This is a genomic window from Streptomyces sp. ICN903 (assembly GCF_022015835.1).
Lineage (GTDB): Bacteria > Actinomycetota > Actinomycetes > Streptomycetales > Streptomycetaceae > Streptomyces > Streptomyces fenghuangensis.
On sequence record NZ_JAKMAY010000053.1, the window covers coordinates 1 to 24,778 of the forward strand.

A 24,778-nucleotide genomic window follows, 5' to 3' on the forward strand; every position below is an offset into this window, starting at 1 on the left:
GGCCGCCCCCCTGGCCCTCCTGGACGGGAGCCGCGACCACGTCGTCGCGCTCTTCCGCGCCGTCGTCGGCCTCCTCTTCGCCTGCCACGGCACGGCCACCCTCTTCGACGTGCTCGGCGGCCCGCACGGTGGCCGCGTACCGGACGTCGGCCAGTGGCCCGCCTGGTGGGCGGCGGTCATCCAACTCGCCGGCGGCCTCCTGGTGGCGCTGGGCCTGTGCACCCGGACCGCGGCGGTGATCTGCTCCGGCTCGATGGCCTACGCGTACTTCGTCGTGCACCAGCCCAACGGCCTGTTCCCCATCGAGAACGGCGGCGAGCCCTCCGCGCTGTTCTGCTGGGCCTTCCTGCTCATAGCCGCCCTTGGTCCCGGCCGCTGGTCGCTGGACGCCCTCCGCGCGGGACCGCGCCAGGCCCTGACACCCTGACACGGGGCCGGGCCGCACGGCGGCGCGTCCCGGCGCGTCCCGGAGATTTCCCGCCCCGAGGGAATCGCCGCAGGTCAGAGCATGGGAAATCCCGAGTCGTCCCGTTGTGCCGCCGGGGTGTGGCCCGTCGGTGCGGGGCAGGGCAGTCTCGGCACCGCAAGCCGGGTGAGCCGACGCTCCTCCGCCGCCTCCGCCGTGCGGGACATGGAACCGCACGGCATCGCCGCTCTGCCGGCGGAAGGTGCGCGGAGGTCCGCCGACCGGCTGGAAACCGAAGCCCCGGCTGGAAAAGGACGAAGATGAGGATCAGAAAGCAGTTCATGGGCGCGGCCGGCGTCCTCGCCATGACCGCCGGGCTTCTGGGCGTCTCGGCGGCAGCGGCTCCCAGCGCGAACGCGGCGGGAGCCTGCACCACCTCCAACACCTTCAAGAACGCGATGGGGTACACGCTGTACGTGCCCACCGGCTATCCGGGCGGGATCGGCACCAGCTGCGTCCTGAGCCGCGGGTCCAGCGGCAGCGCCGTAAGGGCGCTGCAGTGGACACTGAAGAAGTGCTACGACAGCACGATCGTCGTCGACGGTGTCTTCGGCGCCCACACCGAGTCGGTGCTGAAGCGCGCCCAGTCCTACTACGGGGCGGCCCCCGACGGCGTCTACGGCCCCGAGACCTACCGGAAGATCCTCTTCTGGTTCTACAAGTGGGAGAACGGTACGCAGCGGAACGCCTGCTGGAAGTCCAGCACCGGCTTCTGAGCCGGCCACGGCCCTCCGCGCGACGGGTGTGAAACCCGGAGACCGCCGCGGCGTGGGATCCCGGCCGGGATCCCACGCCGCCCCCGCGCTGCCGGGACGGACCGCCCCGTGTCCGGTACCCCGTCCGTCATCGGGCACGATGGACGGATGACGAAGCGTGCGCGTGTCCGTGCCCCCGAGCTGATCGGCAAGGGTGGCTGGCTCAATACCGGCGGCAAGGAGCTGACCCTCGCCGACCTGCGGGGACGCATCACCGTCCTCGACTTCTGGACCTTCTGCTGCGTGAACTGTCTGCACGTCATCGACGAGCTGCGCGAGCTGGAGGAGCGCCACGGCGACACCGTGGTGGTCGTCGGCGTCCACTCGCCCAAGTTCGTCCACGAGGCAGAGCACCGGGCCGTCGTCGACGCCGTCGAGCGCTACGGGGTGCACCACCCCGTCCTGGACGACCCCGAGCTGGCGACCTGGAAGCAGTACGCGGTGCGCGCCTGGCCCACCCTCGTCGTCATCGACCCCGAGGGGTACGTCGTCGCCCAGCACGCGGGCGAGGGCCACGTCCACGCCATCGAGAAGCTGGTGACGGAGCTGGAGGCCGAGCACGGGGCCAAGGGCACCCTGCGGCGCGGCGACGGCCCCTACGTACCGCCGGAGCCGGAGCCGACCGACCTGCGCTTCCCCGGCAAGGCGCTTCTCCTGCCCTCGGGCAACCTGCTGGTCACCGACACCACCCGGCACCAGCTGGTGGAGCTGGAGCCGGACGGCGAGACGGTGGTGCGGCGCATCGGCGAGGGGACGCGCGGGCTGGCCGACGGTCCGGGGGAGAAGGCCCGCTTCAGCGAACCGCAGGGCCTGGCGCTGCTCCCGGACGGCAGGGTGGCCGTAGCCGACACCGTCAACCACGCGCTGCGGGCCTGGGATCCGTCCGGCGGCGAGGTCACCACGCTCGCGGGCACGGGCCGCCAGTGGTGGCAGGGCTCGCCGACGGCCGGGCCCGCGCGCGAGGTGGACCTGTCCTCGCCGTGGGACGTGGCCTGGTGGGAGGGCCGGCTGTGGATCGCGATGGCGGGCGTCCACCAGCTCTGGGCGTACGACCCGGAGGCGGGGACGGTCTCGGTCGCGGCGGGCACCACCAACGAGGGCCTGGTGGACGGCCCGGCCGACCAGGCGTGGTTCGCGCAGCCCTCCGGGCTCGCGGCGGCCGGGGACCGGCTGTGGATCGCCGACTCCGAGACCTCGGCGCTGCGCTGGGTCGAGTGTGCCGCGGACGGTGAGGGCGGCGGTGACGGCGGCGGGTTCGTGCTGCGCACGGCGGTCGGCACCGGCCTGTTCGACTTCGGCCACCGCGACGGGGCGGCCGGCCAGGCCCTGCTCCAGCACCCGCTGGGTGTCACCGCGCTGCCCGACGGATCGGTGGCCGTCTGCGACACCTACAACCACGCCCTGCGCCGCTACGACCCGGCGAGCGAGGAGGTCACCACGCTCGCCACGGACCTGCGCGAGCCGTCCGACGCCGTCCTGGTGGAGGACGACATCGTGGTCGTGGAGTCCGCCCGCCACCGGCTGACCCGGCTGCGGCTGCCCGAGGAGGCGGTGCGGGTCGAGTCCGTCGCCCACCGCACCCGGCGCGAGGCGACCGAGGTGGCGCCGGGGGCGCTCCGGCTGGACGTGGTCTTCCAGGCTCCGCCCGGCCAGAAGCTGGACACCCGCTACGGCCCCTCCACCCGGCTGCTGGTCGGCTCCACGCCGCCGGAGCTGCTGGCGGACGGCGCGGGTCAGGGCACCGACCTGAGCCGGGAGCTGGTGCTCGCCGACGGCGCGACCGAGGGTGTACTGCACGTCTCGGCGATGGCCGCCTCCTGCGACGACGATCCGGCCAACGAGTACCCGGCCTGCCACGTTCACCAGCAGGACTGGGGCGTGCCCGTACGCGTCACGGCGGGCGGCGTCTCCCGGCTGCCGCTGGTGCTGGCGGGGCTGGACGGCGACGCGTAGCGCCCGGCCCGGCGGAGTTCTCCCGCCGGGCCGGAGCCGGGCTCCCCGGTCACGGAGAGTAAATCCCTGGTGCCGGTGATCTTCCGCCGAATAGGGTGCCCACCGGAGACCTGGCGGCCTTCCGGGCCGCCCTTCGACCAGGACCAGGACCCCGCGCCCGGACGTGCGGTGCCCCGCCGCGCCCGCCGCGCCCGCCGCGCACGGCCGCGCGCACCGCAGGCGCCGCGGAGGCCGGAAAGAGAGCAGCCACATGCAGGCGAGCAACCATGTCCGACCGACGTTCGTGCTGGTGCACGGAGCTTTCGCGAACTCCTTCTCCTTCGCACCGCTCCAGGCCGAACTCGGCCTCCTCGGGCACCGTTCGGTCGCCGTCGACCTCCCGGGCCACGGGTTCGCGGCGACCTACACCCGCGCCTACCAGGCGCCGCAGGACCCCGGAGGGCTCGCCACCGCGCCCGGCTCGATCAAGGGGGTCACGCTCGCCGACAACGCCGCGCACCTGATCGGGGTCCTGGAACGGGCCAGGCGGAACGGCCCGGTGATCCTCGTCTCCCACAGCCGGGGCGGCGTCACGGCCACGGCCGCGGCCAACGCGCGGCCGGACCTGATCGACCGCCTCGTCTACGTCTCGGCCTGGTGCCCGGTCGCCCTCGACGTGGGCGACTACTACGCCGAGCCGGAGATGGCCGGGGTCGACACCGCCTCACTGGCTCCGGCGATGGCCGGGAACCCCGCCGAACTCGGCCTGCTGCGCGTCAACTTACGCACCGCGGACCCGGACGCCCTCGCGGCGCTCAAGGCGGCTCTCCTCGCCGACGGCACCGACGGGGAGTTCCTGGCCTTCATGAGCATCTTCCAGCCCGACGAGAACCTGGACGCCGGCACCTCCGCCGACCGGGCGCGGGCCGCGACCTGGGGGCGGATACCGAGGACCTTCGTACGCCTGGCCGACGACGTGAGCATGCCGCTCGCCATGCAGGACCGGCTGATCCGCGAGGGCGACGAGCTGACGCCGGACAACCCCTACGACGTCCGCACCCTCGGGGGCAGCCATCTGAAGTGGCTGGTGGATCCGGCGCCGGCGGCCCGGGTCCTGGACGAGATCGCCGAACTCACGGTCCGGACCGCCGGCTGAGCGTCAGGCGCGCCACTGGTGGCGGTGGTTCTCCTCGACGACCGGGGCCGCCGGGCTCGGCGGCTGCACACGGCGGCGCTTGAAGATGGCCACGTAGGACGCCAGCCCGATGAAGCCGACCGCCATGAGGATCAGGCCGATCACATCGAGGTTGACCCCGGAGATCTCCCAGTTCACCCCGAAGGTCAGGATCGCGCCCACCGCGATCAGTACGATGGTCAGTGCCATGCCCATGAAGAACCGCCTCCGTCCGGCTGGTTGAGGGCTCGTTCAACCAACCGCGTACCCCTGGGCGGGACTTGCATTCCGGGCACCGCGCGGACCCCTGTGATCCGGCCCGCACGGGCGGCCGTGACGGCCTGTCACGGACCGCCGCGAGCGGGGCGGCCGGTCTTCCCCGTCAGGCCTCCAGAAAGGCCGTCAGGGCGCTCGCCAGCAGGAACGGGTCGTCCGCTCCGCACAGTTCGCGGGCGGAGTGCATCGACAGGATCGCCACGCCGATGTCCACGGTGGCGATTCCGTGCCGCGCGGCGGTGATGGGGCCGATCGTCGTGCCGCAGGGGACGGCGTTGTTGGAGACGAACGACTGCCACGGCACCCCGGCCCGCTCGCAGGCGGCGGCGAAGACGGCGCGGCCGGTGCCGTCGGTGGCGTAGCGCTGGTTGACGTTGACCTTGAGGATCGGGCCGCCGTTCGGCATCGGGTGGTGGCCCGGCTCGTGGCGCTCGGGGTAGTTGGGGTGCACGGCGTGGCCGGTGTCCGAGGACAGGCAGACGGTGCCCGCGTACGCCCGCGCGCGGTCCTCGGGGCCGCCGCCGCGGGCGAGGACGGAGCGCTCCAGCACGTTGCCCAGCAGCGGGCCGTCGGCGCCGGTGTCGGACTGGCTGCCGTTCTCCTCGTGGTCGAAGGCGGCCAGCACCGGGATGTGGGGCAGGTCCCCGGCCTCGGCGGCCGCGATCAGGGCGGCGGTGCCGGCGTGGACGGAGAGCAGGTTGTCCATGCGCGGCCCGGCGAGCAGTTCGCGGTCGCGGCCGAGGTAGGCGGGCGGCTCGACGCTGTGGACCATCAGGTCCCAGCCGGCGATGTCGGCGGCCTCCAGGCCGGCCTCGGCGGCCAGGAAGTCCACCAGATCGCCCTCGCGGGGCTCGCCCAGGCCCCAGATCGGGGTCATGTGGCGCTGGCGGTCCAGCTTCAGGCCGCTGTTGGCCTCCCGGTCGAGGTGGATGGCGAGCTGGGGGACGCGCAGCAGCGGGCGGTCCGCGTTCACCAGGCGGGTGGAGCCGTCGCGCAGGGCCAGCCGTCCGGCCAGGCCCAGGTCGCGGTCGAGCCAGGTGTTGAGCAGGGTGCCGCCGTAGATCTCGACGGCGATCTGCCGCCAGCCGGCCGCGCCGGTGTCCGGCACGGGCTTGACGCGCAGGTTCGGGGAGTCGGTGTGGGCGCCGACGATCCGGAAGGGGGTGGCGGGCGTGGCGCCCTCGGGCACGTACCAGGCGATGATCGCGCCGCCGCGCAGCACGTACCGGCCGCCGCCGCCGCCGTCCCAGGCGTCGGTCTCCTCCAGCCGCCGGAAGCCCGCCTCCTCCAGCCGCTCGGCGGCGTTCGCGACCGCGTGGTACGGGGTGGGCGAGGCGGCGAGGAAGGAGGCCAGGTCGTCGGTGTGGCCACGGTCGAAGCGGCTGGGAGTGCTCATGCGCCCAGCATACGAACGGCGGGGGCCCCGCTCCCCCCTGACCTGGGAACGGGGCCCCCGCCTGCCCGGCGTCCGCCCGTCCTCGGGGGCGGGCGGACGCGGGTGTCCCGCGGAGCCGGGGCCCGGCCGGTTCTCCCTGCCGGGCTCCGCTCGGAGCCTCGCTCAGCGAGCCGGCCGGAGCCGGCTCGGAAGGAGGCTCAGAAGGCGGCCTCGTCCAGCTCCATCACCGACAGGTCGGTGGCCTCGGCGATCTGCCGCTCGACGCCGACGCCCGGCAGGATGTTCGCGGCGAAGAACTTCGCGGCGGCGATCTTGCCCTCGTAGAACGCCCTGTCCTTGGCGGAGGCGCCCGGCAGCTTGTCGGCGGCCACGGCGGCGCCCCTGAGGAGCAGGTAGGCGACGACGACGTCGCCGGAGGCCATCAGCAGGCGGGTGGTGTTCAGGCCGACCTTGTAGATGGACTTGACGTCCTTCTCGGTGGCGGCCAGGTCGGTCAGCATGGTGCCGACGATGGCCTCCAGGTCGCCCGCGGCCCTGGCGAGCTGCTCGCGGGCGCCGGCCAGGTCCTCGCCGCCGGCGGCCTCGGCCAGGAACTTCTTGATCTCCTCGGACAGGGCGGTCATCGCCTGGCCCTGGTCGCGGACGATCTTGCGGAAGAAGTAGTCCTGGCCCTGGATCGCGGTGGTGCCCTCGTAGAGGGTGTCGATCTTGGCGTCCCGGATGTACTGCTCGACCGGGTACTCCTGCAGGTAGCCGGAGCCGCCGAAGGTCTGCAGCGACTGGGCGAGCTGCTCGTAGGACTTCTCCGAGCCGTAGCCCTTGACGATCGGCAGCAGCAGGTCGTTCAGGCGCTTGGCGGCGGAGGCGTCCTCGCCGGCGGCCTCCTTGGCCAGGACCTCGTCCTGGACGGCGGCGGTGTAGAGCACCAGCGAGCGCATGCCCTCGGCGTACGCCTTCTGCGTCATCAGCGAGCGGCGCACGTCGGGGTGGTGGGTGATGGTGACGCGCGGGGCGGTCTTGTCCGTGAACTGGGCCAGGTCGGCGCCCTGGACGCGCTCCTTGGCGTACTCCAGCGCGTTGAGGTAGCCGGTGGACAGGGTGGCGATGGCCTTCGTGCCGACCATCATCCGCGCGAACTCGATGATCTTGAACATCTGGCGGATGCCGTCGTGCTTCTCGCCCATCAGCCAGCCCTTGGCCGGGTGGTTGGCGCCGAAGGTCATCTCGCAGGTGTTGGAGGCCTTCAGGCCCATCTTGTGCTCGACGTTGGTGGCGTAGACGCCGTTGCGCTCGCCGAGCTCGCCGGTCTCCCAGTCGAAGTCGTACTTGGGCACGATGAACAGGGACAGGCCCTTGGTGCCCGGACCGTGGCCCTCGGGGCGGGCGAGGACGAAGTGCACGATGTTCTCGGACATGTCGTGCTCACCGGAGGTGATGAAGCGCTTGACGCCCTCGATGTGCCAGGAGCCGTCGTCCTGCCTGATCGCCTTGGTGCGGCCGGCGCCCACGTCGGAGCCCGCGTCGGGCTCGGTGAGGACCATGGTGGAGCCCCACTGCCTGTCCGCCATGAGCTTGGCTATCTTCTTCTGCTCCTCGGTGCCCTCCTCGTGGAGGACGCCGGCGAAGGCCGGTCCGGACGCGTACATCCACACGGCCGGGTTGGAGCCGAGGATGGTCTCGGCGAAGGCCCACAGCAGGGAGCGCGGAACGGTGGTGCCGCCGATCTCCTCCGGGATGCCCAGCCGCCACCACTCGGCGTCCATGTACGCCTGGTAGCTCTTCTTGAAGGACTCCGGGACCGGAGCGGTGTTGGTCTCGGGGTCGAACACCGGCGGGTTGCGGTCGGCGTCCTCGTAGGAGGCGGCCAGTTCGTTCTCCGACAGGCGGGCGACCTCGGCCAGCACGCTCTTGGCGGTCTCGACGTCCATCTCCGCGAACGGGCCGGTGCCGTACACCGTGTCGCGGCCGAGTACCTCGAAGAGGTTGAACTCGATGTCGCGGAGATTCGACTTGTAGTGCCCCATGGCGACGGCTCCGTAGTGGATAGGGGGAGGAGACTCCTCCCTACGCGTACCAGAAAGTAGCTCTCATCATGCTACCCGCCGGTAATAAGAAGCAACCCGATCCGAGCGACTGTGACGGAACTCCCCGGCGCGCGCCCTGACGCCGGAGAGCCCCCGCGGCGGGGCGGGAGGGGTCCCGAAGTCGTTACGCTTACGCCCATGTACGGCTACGACCAGACCGGAAACGCGGGGCACGCGGGGCAGCACGCCGGTCACGGCGGCCACACCGGCCACCCGGGGCACACCGGCCATCCCGGGCACGGCGCACACGCCGGGCAGCACTACGGGCAGCAGCAGCCGCCGTCCGGCTACGGGCAGCAGCCGCTCTACCCGGAGCCCTCGCCGCCGTCCCTGGCCGAGGCCGTACGGGCCTTCACCACCGGGGTGATGTCCCCCGAGGACTTCCAGGCGATCTTCGCCACGTCGAAGGTGTACTGCCCGCGCGGCGACACCCCCGGCTTCCTGGCGCTGCACAACACCCAGCAGCCGGTGATCCCGATGTTCACCACGCTCAAGGAACTGCGCGCGTACGCGGGCAAGGAGTCGAAGTACTTCGTGATCACCGGTGCGGAGGTGCTCGACCTGCTGCCGTCGGGCTACGGCTTCGTGCTGGACATGGAGGGCGAGCACCGGATCGTCTTCGACGCCAAGGCGGTCGAGGAGATGGTCGACTTCGCGATGCGCCGGATGTACGGCTGACCCGCTGCCGGCCCTGCCCGCCGCCGGCCCCGGCTCCGGCCTCCTGCCGCTCCGCCGGGGAGCGCTGCCGGGGCGCGCGGGGAGCGGAAGGTCACACCGTCCGCTCCGGGCGCCCCTGGCTTTCTGTTGAACGTTGAAATACTCTGGTACCTCCAGGCTTCCCGAGGAGGTCCAGATGCCGGCGATCACCGCCGAGAACCCGCTCGTGCTCCCCCGCGTCACCGCTCCGGCCGACGCCCGCCCGCGCCGCGTCCTGCGCACGACCACGGCTCCATCCGGCTTCGAGGGCGAGGGCTTCCCGGTGCGCCGCGCGTTCGCCGGGATCGACCACAGGTACCTGGACCCGTTCATCATGATGGACCAGATGGGCGAGGTGGACTACGAGGCCGGCGAGCCCAAGGGAACCCCCTGGCACCCGCACCGGGGCTTCGAGACCGTCACCTACATCATCGACGGCACCTTCATCCACCGGGACTCCCACGGCGGCGGCGGCACCATCTCCGACGGCGACACCCAGTGGATGACCGCGGGCTCGGGCCTGCTGCACATCGAGACCCCGCCCGAGGAGCTGGTCGCCTCCGGCGGCCTCTTCCACGGCCTGCAGCTGTGGGTCAACCTGCCGGCCAGGGACAAGATGACCGACCCCCGCTACCAGGACATCCGCGGCGGCAGCGTCAGGCTGCTGGCCTCGGGCGACGGCGGCGCGCTGCTGCGCGTCATCGCGGGGGAGCTGGACGGCCACGAGGGCCCGGGCGTCACGCACACGCCGATCACGATGATCCACGCCTCGGTGAGCCCCGGCGCGGAGATCACGATCCCCTGGCGGCCGGACTTCAACGCCCTCGCGTACGGCCTGGCGGGCCACGGTTTCGCCGGAGGGGAGGGGCGGCCCTTCGGCATGGGCCAGACGGTCGTCTTCGGCGACGGCGGCGCGCTCACCGTCCGCGCCGCCGAGGACCAGGACTCCCGCAGCGAGAACTTCGAGGTGGTCCTGCTCGGCGGCCTGCCGATCCGCGAGCCGATGGCCCACTACGGCCCGTTCGTGATGAACAGCCACGCCGAACTGGTCCAGGCGTTCGAGGACTTCAAGGCGGGACGGCTGGGCTCGGTCCCGGCCGAAGCCCACTGACGCCGCCCGTCACGGTCCGGCGCGACCCGGCACGGTCCGGCGCGACCCGGCGCGGCGCGGCGCGGGTACGCGAGGACCGGGCGGGGCCCGGGCCGGGGCCGCTCACCCCCAGCCCGGCCCCTCCTCGGCCTCGTGGAGCTCGAACCAGATGCTCTTGCCCGCGCCCCTGGGCTCCACCCCCCACGAGCGCGCCAGCATCTCCAGCAGCAGCAGACCGCGCCCGCGGGAGGCCAGCTCGCCGGGGTGGCGCCGGTGGGGCAGCTCGTCGCTGGAGTCCGAGACCTCCACGCGCAGCCGCCGCGAGCCCGGCTCGCCCTCCAGTTCGGCGGAGAGCGCGGCGTCCCACTCGGTGTGGACCAGGGCGTTGGTCAGCAGCTCCGACAGCAGCAGGACGGCGCCCTCCACCTGGTCCTCCACCGCCCAGTCGAACAGCAGCTCGCGCAGCTGGTGGCGGGCGTCGGCGATCCGGACCTGCTCGGCCTGCGACACCGACATCACCAGACGGCGCCTGAGGGGGCGCGGGCGCGCCTCCGGCGCGCCGCCCTCGCGGCTGAGCAGCATCAGCGCGATGTCGTCCTCGCGCCCGCCCGCGCGCGGTTCCATGCCGTGCCCGGTGCCGGTCACATGGCGGGTCGGAGCGCCGTGCATCGCGTGGATCAGCGTGTCGGCGAGGTTCTCCGGGGATCCCCCGTGCTCCCCCAGGACCTTGCGCAGCCGCTCCCAGCCGGCGTCGTAGTCCAGGCCGCCGGCCTCGACGAGCCCGTCGGTGCACATCAGCAGCGTCTCGCCCCGGCCCAGCACCACCCGGGTGATGGGGTAGTCGGCGTCCCCGACGATCCCCAGCGGCGGTCCGGGCGCCACCGAGCAGGTCAGCACCGCGCCGTCGGCCAGGCGGACCACCGGGTCGGGGTGGCCGGCGCGGGCGATGTCGAGCGCGCCGTCCGGATCGGCCTCCACGTACAGGCAGGTGGCGAAGCGGTGGTCGTCGCCGGAGTCCGCGTCCGCCCGCCCGGTGGCGCCGCCGGGCTCGGGCAGGTCGCCGGTCTCCATCCCGGCCAGGAATCGGTCGGCGCGGGCGAGCACCGCGTCGGGCCGGTGACCCTCCGCGGCGTAGGCGCGCAGCGCGATCCGCAGCTGCGTCATGACCCCCGCGGCGCGTACGTCGTGCCCCTGCACGTCGCCGATCACCAGGGCGGTGCGGCCGGACGGCAGCGGGATCACGTCGTACCAGTCGCCCCCCACCTGGAGGCCGCCGCCGACCGGCAGGTAGCGGCTGACCACCGTCATGCCCGGGACGGCGGTGCGGTGGGCGGGCCGCATGGTGCGCTGGAGGCTGTCGGCCAGCTCCCGCTTGGACTCCTGGACGTACACCCGCGACAGGGCCTGTGCCAGCATCCGCGCCACCGACACCAGCAGCCGGCGCTCGTCGGGGGTGAAGGCGACGGGGGTGTCGAAGGCGAGCAGCCAGGCGCCGATCGTGCGGCCGCCCACGATCAACGGCAGATACGCCCAGGCCCGGCGCCCGTAGCCCGCGACCAGGGGCCAGACGGCGGGGAAGCGGCGGTGGTACTCGTCGGGGGAGGCCAGGTAGACGGCCCGGCCGGTGCGGACGGCCACGCTGCCGGGGTAGTCGCTCTCCAGCATCGTCTCGCCGAAGGCCGGCCGCCGGTCAGCGTCCGACCCGTAGTAGCCGATGGGGGTCAGCCTGTCCCCCTTGACGCCGTAGATGACCAGGGAGGAGGGCGTGAGGCCGGGCAGCGACATCTGGGCCACCACCCGCAGCACCTCCTGCGTGGTCTGCGCCTCGGCCAGCGCCTTGCCCACGTCCAGCAGGAACGCCTCACGCGAGTGCCGCCACCGGGCGGCGGCCGGGACCTGGGCGGCCGGGGACTGCACCGAGGGGGTGGAGGCGCCCGGGGGCCGCTCGGCGGTGATCTCCACCGGGTACGCCTCCCGGGGGATCTCCTCGGCGTTCTCACCGGCCTCGGCGGGACGGGCCGGCCAGGGGGCCTCGGTCAGCAGCCCGTACAGCACGAAGGACTGGCCCGGCTCCGGCCCCATCAGGTTCTGCCCGGCCAGGGCCAGCCGGTTGCGCACGATCCGCAGGACGGTGCCGTCCGGAGCCACCACCCGCTGCAGTGCCTCCGCGATCGTGCCCTCGGCGATGGCGAGGGCGGCGACGTTGGCGAGTTCGGCGTAGTCGAGCGCGTGGAAGCGGGAGCGCAGGGCGCCCTCGGTCAGGACGGTCTTCTCGGGGGGCAGGCCCAGCAGCCGGGCGGCGGTGGCGTCCAGCGTGATGACGCCGGCGGTGTTGTCCCAACGCCACAGGCCGACTCCGGTGGCCGCGAGAATGTCCTCGGTGTGCACTTTTCCACCATATGTGGTCATTGGTGGGGGCACCCGGCGGAAGACGGGCCGGGCGGTAGTCTGTGGGGCGTGTGCGCCCCCTCGCCGACGAGCGGCCGGCGGCCCGACACCAACCGACAACCTGACGACTTGGACGAATGATGCATCGGTACCGGTCCCACACCTGCGGCGAGCTCCGTGCCGCGGACATCGACACGGATGTCCGCCTCTCCGGCTGGCTGCACAATCGGCGGAACCTGGGCGGCATCCTCTTCATCGATCTCCGCGACCACCACGGGATCGTCCAGCTCGTCGTCCGTCCCGACACCGCCCCCTACGAGGCGCTGAGCTCGATCTCCAAGGAGTCCGTCGTCCGCGTCGACGGCCGGGTCGTCGCCCGCGGCGAGGAGAACGTCAACCCCGAGCTGCCCACCGGCGAGATCGAGGTCGAGGTCGCCGAGGTCGAGGTGCTGGGCGCCGCCGACCCGCTGCCGTTCACCATCAACACCGAGGACGGCGTCAACGAGGAACGGCGCCTGGAGTACCGCTTCCTCGACCTGCGCAAGGAGCGCATGCACCGCAACATCATGCTGCGCTCGGCGGTCATCTCCACCATCCGGCAGGAGATGACGGCGCTCGGCTTCAACGAGCTGGCCACCCCGATCCTGTCGGCCACCTCCCCCGAGGGCGCGCGCGACTTCCTGGTGCCCTCCCGGCTGCACGCGGGCAGGTTCTACGCGCTGCCGCAGGCCCCCCAGCAGTTCAAGCAGCTGCTGATGATCGCGGGCTTCGACCGCTACTTCCAGATCGCGCCCTGCTTCCGCGACGAGGACGCCCGCGCCGACCGCTCGCCGGGCGAGTTCTACCAGCTCGACGTGGAGATGAGCTTCGTCGAGCAGGAGGACGTCTTCGGTGTCATCGAGAAGGTCATGACCGACCTCTTCGAGAAGTTCGGCAACGGACGCCACGTCACCTCGCCCTTCCCGCGCATCCCCTTCCGCGAGGCGATGCTCAAGTACGGCAGCGACAAGCCGGACCTGCGCGTGGGGCTGGAGCTGACCGACGTCTCCGACGTCTTCGCCGGCTCGGAGTTCAAGGCGTTCGCGGACAAGCACGTGCGCGCCCTGGCCGTGCCCGGCACCGCCGACCAGCCGCGCAAGTTCTTCGACCAGATGGGCGAGTTCGCCGCTCTGCAGGGCGCCAAGGGCCTGGCCTGGGTGCGCGTGGGCGAGGACGGGAAGCTGACGGGCCCGATCGCCAAGTTCCTCACCGAGGAGAACGTCTCCGCCCTGCTGTCCCGCCTGGACGCCGGGCCGGGCACGGCCGTCTTCTTCGGCGCGGGCGAGTTCGACGAGGTCTCGAAGATCATGGGCGCGGTCCGCGTCGAGGCCGGGCGCCGCACCGGCCACTTCGAGGAGGACGTCTTCCGCTTCTGCTGGATCGTCGACTTCCCGATGTTCGAGAAGAACGAGGACACCGGGCAGATCGAGTTCTCCCACAACCCGTTCTCCATGCCGCAGGGCGGCCTGGAGGCGCTGGAGACCAAGGATCCGCTCGACGTCCTGGCCTGGCAGTACGACATCGTCTGCAACGGCGTGGAGCTGTCCTCCGGCGCGATCCGGAACCACGAGCCGGAGATCATGTACAAGGCCTTCGAGATCGCCGGCTACAGCCGCGAGGAGGTCGAGCGCGAGTTCGGCGGCATGCTGCGCGCCTTCCACTTCGGCGCCCCGCCGCACGGCGGCATCGCCCCCGGCATCGACCGCATCGTGATGCTGCTGGCGGACGAGCCCAACATCCGCGAGACCATCGCCTTCCCGCTCAACGGCAACGCCCAGGACCTGCTGATGGGCGCCCCGAGCGAGGTCGACGAGGCCCGGCTGAAGGAGCTGCACCTGTCGGTGCGCAAGCCGCCGCAGGTCAAGCAGGCCGACTGACGGGAACACGGGCCACACGGACGGGCCGGGACCGCATCGCGGTCCCGGCCCGTCCGCGCGTGGCGGGGGAAGCGGCGTCCTACAGGAAGCGGCGGATCGGCGTCACGGCGGCCTCCCGCACCCGCTGCGCCACCGGCCGCCTGCGCCAGCGGGCGCCCACGATGCGCACGCTCCGGGCCAGGTCCGCGTCGTAGTCCCGGTCCAGCCCCGCGGTGAAGTCCTCGTCCAGGACGACGAGCATGACCTCCTCGTCGTGGTCCATCGAGCGCCGGTTGAGGTTGGTGGAGCCCACCAGCGAGGCGATCCCGTCCACCGTCACGATCTTGGCGTGCATCATCGTCGGCTGGAAGTGCCAGATCCGCACCCCGCAGGCCAGCAGCTCCTCGTAGTGGCCCTGCCCGGACAGCTGGGACGCCCGCTGGTCGGTGTGCGGGCCGGGCAGCAGCAGCTCCACCTCCACGCCGCGGCGCGCGGTGGCGCACAGCATCTCGACGAAGTACGGGTCGGGCGCGAAGTACGCCGTGGCCAGCCTTACGCGCTCCCGCGCCGTCTCCAGCACCACCCGCAGCAGCGTCTGCATGTCCTGCCAGCCGAAACTGGCCGAACCGCGCACCACCTGCACCACGGAGTCGCCCTGCGGCTCGTGCTCGACGAAGCGGTCCCGCTCGTCGAACAGCACTTCCGAGCACTCCGCCCAGTTCTGCGCGAACGCGGCGGCGATGCCGTCCACGGCCGGGCCGCGCACCCGCACATGGGTGTCGCGCCACTCGTTCTCGTTCCGGGCGTCGCCGCACCACTCCTCGGCGATCCCCACCCCGCCGGTGAAGGCCGTCCGCTCGTCCACCACCAGCACCTTGCGGTGGCAGCGGTGGTTCTGCTTCAGCGGGGAGAGCCACAGCGGTTTGCGGAACCAGGCCACCTGCACCCCGGCCTCGTCCATCATCTCCAGCAGGTCGCCCTCGATCAGCCGGCTGCCGAAGCCGTCCAGCAGCAGCCGCACCCGTATCCCGGCGCGGGCGCGCTCGGCCATGACCTGGGCGAACTCGCGGGCGATCTCGCCGCGCCAGTACACGAACGTCATCATGTCGACGGTGTGCTCGGCGGCCCGGATGCTCTCCAGCATCGCGGGGAAGATCTCGTCCCCGTTGCGCAGCGCGGTCAGCTCGTTCCCCTCGGTGGCGGCGATCCCGATCAGCCGCTCCAGCCGCCGCCGGAGCCGTCGCTTGCGCTCGTCCGCATCGTCGTTCACGACGCCCATGGCCCCTTCCTTCCGGGCTACCGGACTTCCGCCCGAATCGAAAATCCTCTCGGTCCGCTTATGCCCACCGATCCGGTTCTCAGGGATGCCCGGCACGAGTCGGGGCAGACGGACCGAACACACGGCTTCGGTGGTCAAGACGACACGGAGCGATATGACCGGACATGAAACGACGTGAGGAGTGACCATGGTGGTCGCCGGTGTGATAGCCGCCTGCGTGGTCCTGGCCGCTTTGGCCTTCATGGTGCCGCGCCTGTCCCGCCACCCCGAGCGCGGCACACAGCGCTCCCTGGGGCTGGGAGCCCGGGCGGGCGGCAAGGCTCCCGGCCCCCTGGGGCGCTGGCTGAGCAAGCCGTTCCACAAGAGCTCCCGCGCGGTGGGCCGCAGCGGTTCCGCGGGCCGCCGCGCCCGCGGCCGGCTGCCGTTCTGACTTCTCCTCCTGTCGTGCTCCGGCCCTTCCGGGCGCGTCCGCGCCCGGCGGCCGCCGCAGCCCTCGACGTGGATTCCTCGGAAGGGAGACCGCAGTGAGTTGGTACACCGACGCCGCGCGGGGCGGCGAGCCCGCGCTCCTCGCCGAGGGGGCGAGCCTCCCCGGCGGACTGACCATCGCCCTGGTGTTCCTCGCCATCGCGGCCGCCTGCCTGGCCGCCGCCTACCTGGTCAAGCGCAGCGCGCAGCGGTAGCGCGGGGGACGCCGCCGCCTTACGGGGAGGCGGGGCGTGGGACCACCCGGCGGGCGGTCCCACGCCCCTCGTCACCCGCCTCCGGCAGGAAACGGCGCCTCCCGCTGCCGGGAACGGCCCCTTGCGCGGGCCTTCGCGGGCGCGGAGGCTGCCCGGCATGGGGCGGAGCACGGGCAGGAGGGCGGGGGCGGCCGTCTGCGCGCTGGCGGCCCTGCTGGGGAGCGCGGGCCTGCTCGGCGGAGCGGGAGGAGCCGTTCGGCGGCCGGGCCGTGATCGAGGTCGACCGGCCGGTCGCACTGGTCGACGAGAAGGTGCGCATACGCGTCACCGGGCTGGCGCCGGGACAGGAGATCGCCGTCTCCGCGGAGACCGGCAGCCCGCACGGCGACTGGCGCAGCCGGGCGGTCTTCCGCGCGGACGGCAAGGGCGTGGTCGACCTGGCCCGGGCCGAGCCGCTGCGGGGCACGTACGGCGGGGCCGACGGCATGGGCCTGTTCTGGTCGATGAAGGCGGAGCGCAAGGGCGTCGGGTCCTACCGGACCGAGCCCCCGCACGAGCGGCCCGGGCTCGACGTCCGCCTGACCGTCACCGGCGGAGGCGCCGAGCTCGCCGAACGGACCCTGACCAGGGTCCAGATGGCCGAGGGGGTACGGCACCGGGAGCTGACCGCGGACGAGGACGGGGTGGCCGGCACGCTCTACCTGCCGCCCGAGGGGGCCCCGAAGGCCGCGCCCGCGCTGGTGATCGGCGGCTCCGAGGGCGGGGAGAGCATGCGGGACGTCGCCGCGCTGCTCGCCTCGCGCGGCCATCCCGCGCTCTCCGTCTGCTACTTCGGCTGCGAGGGGCGGCCGAGGGAGCTGGCGCGGATCGGGCTGGAGTACTTCGCCCGGGCCGCCGGACTGCTCGCCCGGCAGCATGCCGCCGACCCCGGCCGCCTGCTCGTCATCGGCGCGTCGCGCGGCAGCGAACCGGCCCAGATGCTCGCGCAGTACCACCCCGGACTCGTCGAGGACGCCGTCGTCTACGCCTCCTCCAACCAGGTGGGCGACGCCGTCTCGGTCGACCACCTCCACGCCTGGACGGTGGACGGCGAGCCCTACACCGAGGAGGACGTCCCCCTCGACCGGGTGCGCGGCAAGGTCCTCGGCATCGTGGGCGACGAGGACGGGGTGTGGTCCTCGGAGTACCGCTCCGAGGCCATCACCGAGGAGGAGGGGAACGAGCTGCTGGTGTACCCCCGCGCCGGGCACTTCGTGGCCGGGCACCCCTACCTGCCGGAGCAGCGCACCACCTACCCGGTGGAGGGTGGTGGAGAGATCGACACCGGCGGCACCCGCGCGGGCAACGCCCGCGCCAAGGCGGACTCCTGGCCGAGGGTGCTGCGCCTGCTGCGGAACTGACGTGACCGTGACACCGGCGCGACCGTTCCGTGCGCACGGGCCGGGCAGACTCCCGGCATGAAGCGACACGGACTGCCCGCCGCACTGGTCTGGCTCTGCACGGCGGCCCTGCTGGCCGCCGGGTGCTCCTCCTCGGGCGGTCGGGAGGGGCATGCGTCCGGTGACTCCGCGCCCCCGTCGCCCGCCTCACCGCCCGCATCCCGGCCCGCCTCGCCGCTTCCCGACCCGACCGGGCGCGATGCGGGCGGGGTCAACCGGGACGACGTCAACGGCGACGGCCACGCGGACGCCGTCGTCAACGGCTGGTACCGGCAGCCGAAGAACAGCGGGAAGTGGCGCAACAACCGCTTCATCGCCCTCGCCTCGCCCGGCGGCCCCGACCCCGCGGAGGCGTTCCGGCTCTCGGAGCGCTTCGTGGCGCCCGACCCCAAGGTCGTGGACGCGCCTTTCTCCCTGGACAGCTCCGTCCAGTTCACCGGCGATCTGGACGACGACGGCAACGCCGACATCGTCGTGCGCGCCCCCAGGACCGACGGGCGCGGGCGGCTCACCGACCACCAGTACGTCGTCTGGGGCGGGCCCAAGGGGCCCGTCGGCACCACCGAGCTGCCGCCCGGCACCCACGAGGCCGCGGCCGTCGGCGACTTCGACGGCGACGGAGCACTCGACCTGCTCACCCTGGCCCCGGCGAGTTCGGAGTACGACCTGAAGCCGCAGCCGGCGAAGGTCCTGCACGGGCCGCTCGACCGCGACGGCGGCACCCCCCGCACCACCACCGAGTCCGACGTCGGCCACGGCGGCTGGGTGCCCGTATCGCACGTGCTCGCCGGCGACTTCGACGGCGACGGCCGCGACGACCTGCTGACGGTGGCCGAGTACGGCGAGGAGGACGTCCGCTTCGAGGAGGAGGGCATCGAGGACGTCGAGGATGCCTACCTCTACCGGGGTACGCCGCGGGGACTGCGGGAGGCCGGCACCGTACCCGGGATCACGGGCCGTCTGACGGGGTACGCCGCGATCCCGCACGCCGTCGGGGACTTCGACGGCGACGGCCGTGACGACGTCCTCGCCCGGCCCTCGGAGCAGGGCGGGCTGATCGTCGTGCCCGGCGACGCGAAGGGCCTGGGGCGGGGGCGGGGCCCGGTCGCGCTGGAGAGGGTCGGGGCGTCCTACGTCCGTGCCCCGGCAGTCGGCGACCTGAACGGCGACGGCCGCGACGACGTCGCTTTCCGCACCCCGGGGAAGGACCGCCGTATCGGCCGGGTGACCGTCCTCCTCGGCGGCCCCGGCGGGCTGGACGACGGCCGCGCCGCCGTGATCGACCGGTACGCCATCGGCCTGGACGGCAGGCCGGCGCACTCCGGCGACCGGGACTTCTTCGGCCTGGACCTCCACATCGCCGACCTGGACACCGACGGCCGAGCCGAGCTCCTCATCGGCACCTTCGGCTTCAACGAGCCGCGCAAGGACGCCGGTTACTGGATCCTGAGCGGGACGGAGTCGGGCCCGTCCACCACCGACCGCCGCTTCGTGCCCACGAAGGACTTCGGCGGCTGACCCGGCTCCCGCCCGCGTTTTTGCGCCTCCGCTTCCACCCCCGGCACGCGACCGGGGCCCGGCAGCGGCGCCCCCCTCGCGGGAGGACCGCTGCCGGGCCCCGGATGCCGCACCGCTCCCCGTCCCCACGGGCCGGTGCGGCCGGGGCCGCCGCGCCTTCCGCTCGCGCGCCGGCGGCCCCGGGTCTCGGCGGGTCCCGGCCCGGCTCAGTCGCGCGCGGCGACCGGCTCGCGCTCGTCCGCCTTCGCGGCGGAACCGTTCAGCTCGCGCTGGAGCTTCTCGCCCTCGACGTCGACGTTGGGCACGACCTTGTCCAGCCAGCGCGGCAGCCACCAGGCGGACTTGCCCAGCAGTGCCAGGACGGCCGGGACGACGGCCATACGGATCACGAAGGCGTCGAAGAGGACGGCGACGGCCAGACCGAAGCCGATCATCTTGATCATCGACTCGGAGGAGCCGATGAACCCGGCGAAGACGCTGATCATGATCAGCGCGGCCGCGGTCACCACGCGCGCCCCCAGCTTGAAGCCGGTGACGACCGACTCGTGCGGGGTCTCGCCGTGGACGTGGGCCTCGCGCATCCGGGTCACGAGGAAGACCTCGTAGTCCATGGCCAGGCCGAAGACCAGGCCGACCATGAGGATCGGCATCAGGCTCATGACCGGGCCGGTCTGCTCCACGCCGAAGACGTCGGCCAGCCAGCCCCACTGGAAGACCGCCACGACCGAGCCGAGCGCGGCGATCACCGAGAGCAGGAAGCCGAGCGCGGCCTTGAGCGGGACCAGGATCGAGCGGAACACCACGATCAGCAGCAGGAACGCCAGGCCGACCACGAGGATCAGGTAGGGCGCCAGGGCGTCGTCCATCTTCTGCGAGACGTCGATGGCCATGGCGGTCTGCCCGGTGACCAGGACGTCGGCGCCGGTGGACTCGGCGATGTCGCCGGCCTCGGCGCGGATGTCGTGGACCAGGTCCTCGGTCGCGGCGCTGCTGGGCGCGGACTTGGGGATGACCGTGATCATCGCGGTGTCGCCGGCCTTGTTGAACGTGGGCGGCATCGCGGCGGCGACCCCGTCCATGCCCTGGAGCTTCTCGGCGGTGGCGCCGGCGGCGGCCTTGGGGTCGTCGCTGTCCTCGGCGTCCACGGTCACGATCAGCGGACCGTTGGTGCCGGGGCCGAAGCCCTCGGCGATCAGGTCGTAGGCGCGGCGCTGGGTGGTGCTGGTGGGCTGGGAGCCGTCGTCGGGCAGGTTGAGCTGGAGGTCCTTGGCGGGGACGGCCAGCAGGCCGAGTCCGACGACGCTGACCAGCAGTACCGCGACCGGGCGGCGCAGCACGAAGCGGGCCCAGCGGGTGCCCGCGCCGTCCTTGGTCTCGACGGCCGCCGGGGCGGCCTCGCCGTCCTTCGAGCCGTCCTCCGTGGCGGCCTTCGCGCGCTGCTTGCGCGGCAGGACCTTCTGCCCGGCGAAGCCGAGCAGGGCGGGTATCAGCGTCAGGGCGACCAGCACGGCCAGGATGACCGAACCACCGGCGGCCAGACCCATCTTGGTCAGGATCGGGATGTTGACCACCGACAGGCCGACCAGGGCGATGACGACGGTCAGACCGGCGAAGACCACCGCCGAGCCGGCCGTTCCCGTGGCGCGGCCGACGGCCTCCAGGGGCTCACGGCCCTCGGCGAGTTCGGCGCGGTAGCGGGAGACGATGAACAGCGCGTAGTCGATGCCGACGGCCAGGCCGATCATCGTCGCCAGGATCGGGGTGGTGGTGTTGAGGTCGAACGGCACGGTCACGGCGGTGATGACCGCGACGGTGACGCCGACGCCGACCAGGGCGGTGATCAGCGGCAGCCCGGCGGCGACCAGGGAGCCGAAGGTGATCAGCAGCACGATCGCGGCGATGGCCACACCGATCACCTCGGCGGCGCCGGTCTGCGGGATCGCCGCCATCGCGTCACCGCCGGTCTCCACCGTCAGACCGGCCTCCCGGCCGTCCTCGGCGGCGGCCTTGAGTTCGTCGCGCGACTCCTCGGTCAGCTCGAAGCCGGAGACCTCGTAGGTGACCTGGGAGTAGGCGACGGTCTGGTCCGGGCTCACGGCGCGGGCCTGGAAGGGGTCGACGGCCTGCTGGACCTGGTCGCCCTTCGCCAGCTCGGCGACGACCTCGCCGACGGCGGCCGAGTTCTCCGGGTCGGTTATCTTCTCGCCGTCGGGCGCCTTGAAGACGACCCGCGCGGTGGCGCCGTCGGGGCTGCTGCCGGGGAAACGATCCTCCAGCAGCTCGAACGCCTTCTGCGCCTCGGTGCCGGGAATGGTGATGTTGCTGGAGGCCGCCGAGGACGCGGAGGCGGCGAAGCCGCCCGCGACCGCCAGCACCACCACCCACAACAGGGCGACCAGCCCGCGCCGCCGGAAGGCGAGGCGGCCGAGCCGGTACAGGAACGTGGCCATGAGTGTGAGGACTCCTGAGTCGGAGGAAGTGGTCGGAAGGGGTTGGTGGGTCTCGGAAGTGCCCGTGGGACGGGGCCGGTCAGGAGATGCCGAGCGCCGGGAAGACCACCGCCCGCAGATAGCGCTCCATGTAGTCGGCGTCCGAGTCCCGGTTCTCGATCAGCTTGCGGGTGCTCAGCGCCCCGATGACCAGGTGCGGGACGAACTCGATCGCCGGGTTGTCCGGATCCAGCTCCCCGCGCTCGGCGGCCCTGCGCACCACGGAGTCGAGCGCGTCCAGGCCGGGCCGGATGTGCAGCTCGTACAGCGCCTGCCACAGCTCGGGGTCCTTGGAGACGGCGTGCGCCAGACCGTTCAGCAGGGCGGTGTCCTCGCTGGCGTGGGAGATGAAGTCGCTCACCATCTGCCGGAGGTCGCCGGCCAGGGAGCCGGTGTCGATGTCCTCCGGGTGACTCTTGCCCAGGTGGCGCAGGGCGGTGGCGACCAGCTTGGGCTTGCTCTCCCACTGCCGGTAGAGGGTGGCCTTGCTGGACTTGGTGCGCGCCGCGACCGCGTCCATCGTCAGCGCCTCGTAGCCGTGCTCGCGCACCAGGTCGACCACGGCCGTGAACAGCTCCAGCTCCCGCTCGGGGGTCAGCCGGGTGCGTCGGCCGGTCGCCGCGGCCGGCTGGTCGGTCATCCTGGCTCTCCAACGCAAACGAAACGGTTTCGTACACCAGGAGTGTATGAGCCGGTCGGGTGAAACGCAAAAGTATCGAAACGGCCCCGTTTCCCCGTGCCGTGCCCGGCCCGTCCGAGCCTTCCGCGTCCGACCCGTCCGCGTCCGACCCGTCCGCGTCCGGCCGGGGCTACCCGGCGAGCCCGGCGAAGGCCCGGTGGAAGGCCGCCCGTGTCGGGGAGTCGGCACGGCGGTCGAGGACGGCGAAGACGACGTGCGCGAAGCGCCCGGCGAACCGGCCCCCGTCCGCCAGGTGCGAGCGGAACACGCCCGCGACGACCGCCGGGTCGTTGCGGAACACCCCGCACCCCCACGCCCCCAGAACGAGCCGCCGGTAGCCCTGCGCCGCGGCCACCTCCAGCACCCGCTCGGCGCGTACGAGCAGCGCGCCGGGGATACGGCCCGCCTCCTCGGGGGCGCGCCGCTCGATGACGCCCGCGTTGGGCGCGGGCGAGGTGAGGAAGCCCGCCTCGAACGGCTCCTCCAGCAACTCCCCGTGGTCGTCGCGGAAGACCGGCACACCGGGCGAGTGGATGACGCGGTCGCTGTAGAAGGGGCTGCGCTCGGCCCGGTGGTGCTCGTAGTACCCGGGGGCGCGCAGCAGGCAGACGTACAGCGCGGAGGCGCGGCACAGCGCCTCCTCCTGCGCCTGGGCCCCGTTGAGGTAGCCGCCGCCCGGATTGCGCGCGGAGGCGAAGTTGAGGACGGCGACCGGGCCGCCGGGGGCCGGAACGTCACCAGGACCGGCGCCGACCAGCCGGCGGGCGGCCTCCAGACTGCTCTCCCCCGTCACCTCGAAGACGGTGGGCAGCCGCTCCCCGGCCCCGGCCCCGGCCCCGGGCTCCGGCACGGGCACCGGCCCGGGGCCGAACAGAGCGGTTCCCTCCATCGCCGCGGCGACCGCCCCGGCGATGGACACCTCCCGGCCGCCGGGCGCCGTGTACCGGCCCCGCTCGACGATCTCCTCGGTCTGCTTCGCGATCCCGCGCAGTCGTGCACTCATGTCCGCTCCCCGTGTCCCCCGTGTCCCCGCGCCGTACGACAGGCCGATCGTCGGCGACCGGCGGCCCGGCGCGCAAAGGGTTTCCGCACCCCGGGCCGCCGGCCGGGCGCCCGGTCTCCGCCGCCGTTCAGGGTCGGCCGAGGAGCCTGCTGCCCGCGACGGTCGAGGCGCGGGCGGTGAAGAACTCCGTGAAGCCGCGCACGAACTCCTCCTCCGTGAGCCGCCCGTCGCCGTCCGCGTCGAGCTGCCGGAAGCCCTCGTTCAGCTCGGCCGGGTGCACCCGGGAGCCGCCGAAGAGCGCGCGGTACTCGTCGGGGCCGATCTCCCCGCTCCCGTCGGTGTCCCCCGCGCGGAAGAGGGCGCGTACGGCGATGTGGAGGCCGTCCTCCAGGTAGCGCGGGTCGCGGTCGCAGCCCGCGAGGGTGGCGGCCACGAACTCCGCCCGGCCGACCCGGCCGTCCCCGTCGGTGTCCATCGTGGCGCCGATGTGCCGCCACCAGGCGTCGAAGGCGGCGTAGACCTCGTCCTCCTGTTCCGTGGTGAGTTCCAGCTGCCAGCAGGCGTTGTGGGCCATGGCCCGCAGGTCGGCGGCGTCGACGTACCCGTCCCCGGTCTGGTCCATGACCTGCCGGAAGAAGGCGTCCAGCCGGGGCGGGCGCGGGTCGTGCCGCGGGGGCCGCGGCGCCCGGGGGCGCGGCACGGCCCCGGTGGGCGGCACGCGGTAGCGCAGGCGGTCCGGCAGCCGGGTCAGCAGGTGCCGCGCGCCGTGGTGCAGGACGCGCGACAGCAGCGCCGCCGCGCGGGGGCGCGGCAGCCCGAACCGCTCCCGGAAGGCGGGCGGCAGGTCGGCGACGGTCAGCGCCGCCAGCGTGCGTGCGATCACCGGCCGCAGCAGCGGCCACAGGGCCCGCAGGCGCCGCAGCCGGCTCGGGCAGGGCGCCTCGCGGAGGATCCCGAACAGCAGGTACCTCACCTCGTCGCCGTACTCCAGCCGTTCGCGGACCATGCGGTCGACGTACGCGGGCACGTCGGCGGCGGTCGGCGGCAGGATGTCGCCGGACAGCCCGAACTCGCCGCAGACGGCGAGGAACTCCCGGTACAGCTCGTCGAGCTGCCCGGGGGTGAGCGGGTCGCCGGACAGCTCCCGCATCGCCGTCATCGACTCGTAGAGGGTGACCAGCACCCAGGCGCGCACCTCGGGATCCTCGGCCGTGTACGCCCCGCCGTCCCGCCCGTCGGCGCCCCGGATGCGGCGGTGGGTGCGCTCCAGCCGGGCGACTTCCCGGCGCAGGCTGCCGGCGTCGGAGAAGAACAGCCGCTTGCCGCTGTCCATGGTGTGCTGCACGCGGCGCCAGGGGTGCGCCCGGTAGGTGGAGTGGTCCCTCATCCCGGCGGCGACGACCGGGTGTGCGGTCTGGAGCACCAGCAGCCGCCAGGCGACCAGGGCGATGCGCCGCTCGCCGAGGGTGCGGCGCAGAAGGGAGCCGGGGCCGGGCAGGTCGGTGCTGGGCATGGGGCCGCTCCGGGGTTCGCGGG

At 73.1% G+C, this 24,778-nt stretch carries 20 protein-coding genes; 11 read left to right on the forward strand and 9 right to left on the reverse strand.

Translation table 11 applies throughout. From position 1 onward, the window contains the following. Nucleotides 1–10 precede the first annotated feature (10 nt). The 4 genes from L7D48_RS08130 to L7D48_RS08145 all read left to right on the forward strand — a co-directional run bounded on the left by L7D48_RS08130 (nt 11) and on the right by L7D48_RS08145 (nt 4,309). Nucleotides 11–427, forward strand: a complete 417-nt coding sequence (locus tag L7D48_RS08130; protein ID WP_237878302.1) for a DoxX family protein — start codon at nt 11–13, stop codon at nt 425–427. Nucleotides 428–726: 299 nt separating this feature from the next. After that, nucleotides 727–1,182 carry a peptidoglycan-binding protein gene (locus L7D48_RS08135; RefSeq protein WP_237878286.1) on the forward strand — a complete coding sequence of 152 codons (456 nt, stop codon included), beginning with the start codon at nt 727–729 and terminating at the stop codon, nt 1,180–1,182. 147 nt (nt 1,183–1,329) lie between these two features. Further along, nucleotides 1,330–3,174 (forward strand): NHL domain-containing thioredoxin family protein, encoded by a 1,845-nt coding sequence (locus tag L7D48_RS08140; RefSeq protein WP_237878287.1) that lies wholly within the window; start codon nt 1,330–1,332, stop codon nt 3,172–3,174. 250 nt (nt 3,175–3,424) lie between these two features. Further along, nucleotides 3,425–4,309: an alpha/beta hydrolase gene (locus L7D48_RS08145; protein WP_237878288.1), complete on the forward strand. Its 885-nt coding sequence runs from the start codon at nt 3,425–3,427 to the stop codon at nt 4,307–4,309. Nucleotides 4,310–4,312: 3 nt separating this feature from the next. On the opposite strand, the gene L7D48_RS08150 is transcribed toward L7D48_RS08145, so the two are convergent. The 3 genes from L7D48_RS08150 to L7D48_RS08160 all read right to left on the reverse strand — a co-directional run bounded on the left by L7D48_RS08150 (nt 4,313) and on the right by L7D48_RS08160 (nt 8,023). Beyond that, nucleotides 4,313–4,543, reverse strand: coding sequence for a DUF6458 family protein (locus tag L7D48_RS08150; RefSeq protein WP_206347287.1), 231 nt, complete (start codon nt 4,541–4,543; stop codon nt 4,313–4,315). A 166-nt stretch (nt 4,544–4,709) separates the two neighbouring features. After that, nucleotides 4,710–5,999, reverse strand: coding sequence for a M18 family aminopeptidase (locus L7D48_RS08155; RefSeq protein ID WP_237878289.1), 1,290 nt, complete (start codon nt 5,997–5,999; stop codon nt 4,710–4,712). Between the two features lie 197 nt (nt 6,000–6,196). Next, on the reverse strand, nt 6,197–8,023 hold the full coding sequence (locus L7D48_RS08160; RefSeq protein WP_237878290.1) for an acyl-CoA dehydrogenase: 1,827 nt from the start codon (nt 8,021–8,023) through the stop codon (nt 6,197–6,199). Between the two features lie 198 nt (nt 8,024–8,221). Between L7D48_RS08160 and L7D48_RS08165 the strand changes: the two genes are divergently transcribed. Together L7D48_RS08165 and L7D48_RS08170 are read left to right on the forward strand one after the other, a co-directional pair. Beyond that, the gene (locus tag L7D48_RS08165; protein ID WP_237878291.1) at nt 8,222–8,761 is read left to right on the forward strand and encodes an SseB family protein; all 540 of its coding nucleotides are present in this window, start codon (nt 8,222–8,224) and stop codon (nt 8,759–8,761) included. Nucleotides 8,762–8,936: 175 nt separating this feature from the next. After that, entirely contained in the window at nt 8,937–9,890 is a 954-nt protein-coding gene (locus L7D48_RS08170; protein ID WP_237878292.1) for a pirin family protein, read from the forward strand. Nucleotides 9,891–9,992: 102 nt separating this feature from the next. On the opposite strand, the gene L7D48_RS08175 is transcribed toward L7D48_RS08170, so the two are convergent. Next, nucleotides 9,993–12,257, reverse strand: coding sequence for a SpoIIE family protein phosphatase (locus tag L7D48_RS08175; protein WP_237878293.1), 2,265 nt, complete (start codon nt 12,255–12,257; stop codon nt 9,993–9,995). A gap of 140 nt (nt 12,258–12,397) precedes the next feature. On the opposite strand from L7D48_RS08175, the gene aspS reads away from it, so the two are divergent. Next, nucleotides 12,398–14,173 carry an aspartate--tRNA ligase gene (gene aspS / locus L7D48_RS08180; protein WP_237878303.1) on the forward strand — a complete coding sequence of 592 codons (1,776 nt, stop codon included), beginning with the start codon at nt 12,398–12,400 and terminating at the stop codon, nt 14,171–14,173. 79 nt (nt 14,174–14,252) lie between these two features. Here the strand turns inward: aspS and L7D48_RS08185 are convergent, their stop codons facing one another. Continuing rightward, a complete protein-coding gene (locus tag L7D48_RS08185) occupies nt 14,253–15,431 on the reverse strand; it encodes a phosphatidylserine/phosphatidylglycerophosphate/cardiolipin synthase family protein (protein WP_237878294.1) in 1,179 nt (392 codons plus the stop codon). Nucleotides 15,432–15,618: 187 nt separating this feature from the next. Between L7D48_RS08185 and L7D48_RS08190 the strand changes: the two genes are divergently transcribed. From L7D48_RS08190 to L7D48_RS08205, 4 genes are all read left to right on the forward strand, one after another. Then, nucleotides 15,619–15,861 carry a DUF6411 family protein gene (locus tag L7D48_RS08190; RefSeq protein ID WP_237878295.1) on the forward strand — a complete coding sequence of 81 codons (243 nt, stop codon included), beginning with the start codon at nt 15,619–15,621 and terminating at the stop codon, nt 15,859–15,861. 94 nt (nt 15,862–15,955) lie between these two features. Then, nucleotides 15,956–16,114, forward strand: coding sequence for a hypothetical protein (locus L7D48_RS29415; RefSeq protein WP_237878296.1), 159 nt, complete (start codon nt 15,956–15,958; stop codon nt 16,112–16,114). Between the two features lie 269 nt (nt 16,115–16,383). After that, the gene (locus L7D48_RS08200; protein WP_237878297.1) at nt 16,384–17,514 is read left to right on the forward strand and encodes an acyl-CoA thioesterase/bile acid-CoA:amino acid N-acyltransferase family protein; all 1,131 of its coding nucleotides are present in this window, start codon (nt 16,384–16,386) and stop codon (nt 17,512–17,514) included. A 57-nt stretch (nt 17,515–17,571) separates the two neighbouring features. Then, nucleotides 17,572–19,071 carry a VCBS repeat-containing protein gene (locus L7D48_RS08205; RefSeq protein WP_237878298.1) on the forward strand — a complete coding sequence of 500 codons (1,500 nt, stop codon included), beginning with the start codon at nt 17,572–17,574 and terminating at the stop codon, nt 19,069–19,071. A gap of 206 nt (nt 19,072–19,277) precedes the next feature. Here L7D48_RS08205 and L7D48_RS08210 read toward each other — a convergent pair whose 3' ends face one another. From L7D48_RS08210 to L7D48_RS08225, 4 genes are all read right to left on the reverse strand, one after another. After that, nucleotides 19,278–21,521 carry an MMPL family transporter gene (locus L7D48_RS08210; protein WP_237878299.1) on the reverse strand — a complete coding sequence of 748 codons (2,244 nt, stop codon included), beginning with the start codon at nt 21,519–21,521 and terminating at the stop codon, nt 19,278–19,280. Nucleotides 21,522–21,600: 79 nt separating this feature from the next. After that, nucleotides 21,601–22,200: a TetR/AcrR family transcriptional regulator gene (locus L7D48_RS08215; RefSeq protein WP_237878300.1), complete on the reverse strand. Its 600-nt coding sequence runs from the start codon at nt 22,198–22,200 to the stop codon at nt 21,601–21,603. A gap of 169 nt (nt 22,201–22,369) precedes the next feature. Continuing rightward, nucleotides 22,370–23,242 (reverse strand): TIGR02452 family protein, encoded by an 873-nt coding sequence (locus L7D48_RS08220; RefSeq protein WP_237878301.1) that lies wholly within the window; start codon nt 23,240–23,242, stop codon nt 22,370–22,372. A gap of 127 nt (nt 23,243–23,369) precedes the next feature. Further along, nucleotides 23,370–24,778 (reverse strand): oxygenase MpaB family protein (locus L7D48_RS08225; protein WP_308312259.1); only part of this gene is annotated, 1,409 nt, incomplete at its 5' end.

What these genes read in the sequence shown, in the direction of transcription:
- L7D48_RS08185 (WP_237878294.1), bottom strand. Translation starts at nt 15,431, where the DNA reads ATGGGCGTCGTGAACGACGATGCGGACGAGCGCAAGCGACGGCTCCGG.
- L7D48_RS08150 (WP_206347287.1), bottom strand. Translation starts at nt 4,543, where the DNA reads ATGGGCATGGCACTGACCATCGTACTGATCGCGGTGGGCGCGATCCTG.
- L7D48_RS08190 (WP_237878295.1), top strand. Translation starts at nt 15,619, where the DNA reads ATGGTGGTCGCCGGTGTGATAGCCGCCTGCGTGGTCCTGGCCGCTTTG.
- L7D48_RS08205 (WP_237878298.1), top strand. Translation starts at nt 17,572, where the DNA reads ATGAAGCGACACGGACTGCCCGCCGCACTGGTCTGGCTCTGCACGGCG.
- L7D48_RS08135 (WP_237878286.1), top strand. Translation starts at nt 727, where the DNA reads ATGAGGATCAGAAAGCAGTTCATGGGCGCGGCCGGCGTCCTCGCCATG.
- L7D48_RS08220 (WP_237878301.1), bottom strand. Translation starts at nt 23,242, where the DNA reads ATGAGTGCACGACTGCGCGGGATCGCGAAGCAGACCGAGGAGATCGTC.
- L7D48_RS08140 (WP_237878287.1), top strand. Translation starts at nt 1,330, where the DNA reads ATGACGAAGCGTGCGCGTGTCCGTGCCCCCGAGCTGATCGGCAAGGGT.
- L7D48_RS08165 (WP_237878291.1), top strand. Translation starts at nt 8,222, where the DNA reads ATGTACGGCTACGACCAGACCGGAAACGCGGGGCACGCGGGGCAGCAC.
- L7D48_RS08170 (WP_237878292.1), top strand. Translation starts at nt 8,937, where the DNA reads ATGCCGGCGATCACCGCCGAGAACCCGCTCGTGCTCCCCCGCGTCACC.
- L7D48_RS08215 (WP_237878300.1), bottom strand. Translation starts at nt 22,200, where the DNA reads ATGACCGACCAGCCGGCCGCGGCGACCGGCCGACGCACCCGGCTGACC.
- L7D48_RS08155 (WP_237878289.1), bottom strand. Translation starts at nt 5,999, where the DNA reads ATGAGCACTCCCAGCCGCTTCGACCGTGGCCACACCGACGACCTGGCC.
- aspS (WP_237878303.1), top strand. Translation starts at nt 12,398, where the DNA reads ATGCATCGGTACCGGTCCCACACCTGCGGCGAGCTCCGTGCCGCGGAC.
- L7D48_RS08145 (WP_237878288.1), top strand. Translation starts at nt 3,425, where the DNA reads ATGCAGGCGAGCAACCATGTCCGACCGACGTTCGTGCTGGTGCACGGA.
- L7D48_RS08210 (WP_237878299.1), bottom strand. Translation starts at nt 21,521, where the DNA reads ATGGCCACGTTCCTGTACCGGCTCGGCCGCCTCGCCTTCCGGCGGCGC.
- L7D48_RS08160 (WP_237878290.1), bottom strand. Translation starts at nt 8,023, where the DNA reads ATGGGGCACTACAAGTCGAATCTCCGCGACATCGAGTTCAACCTCTTC.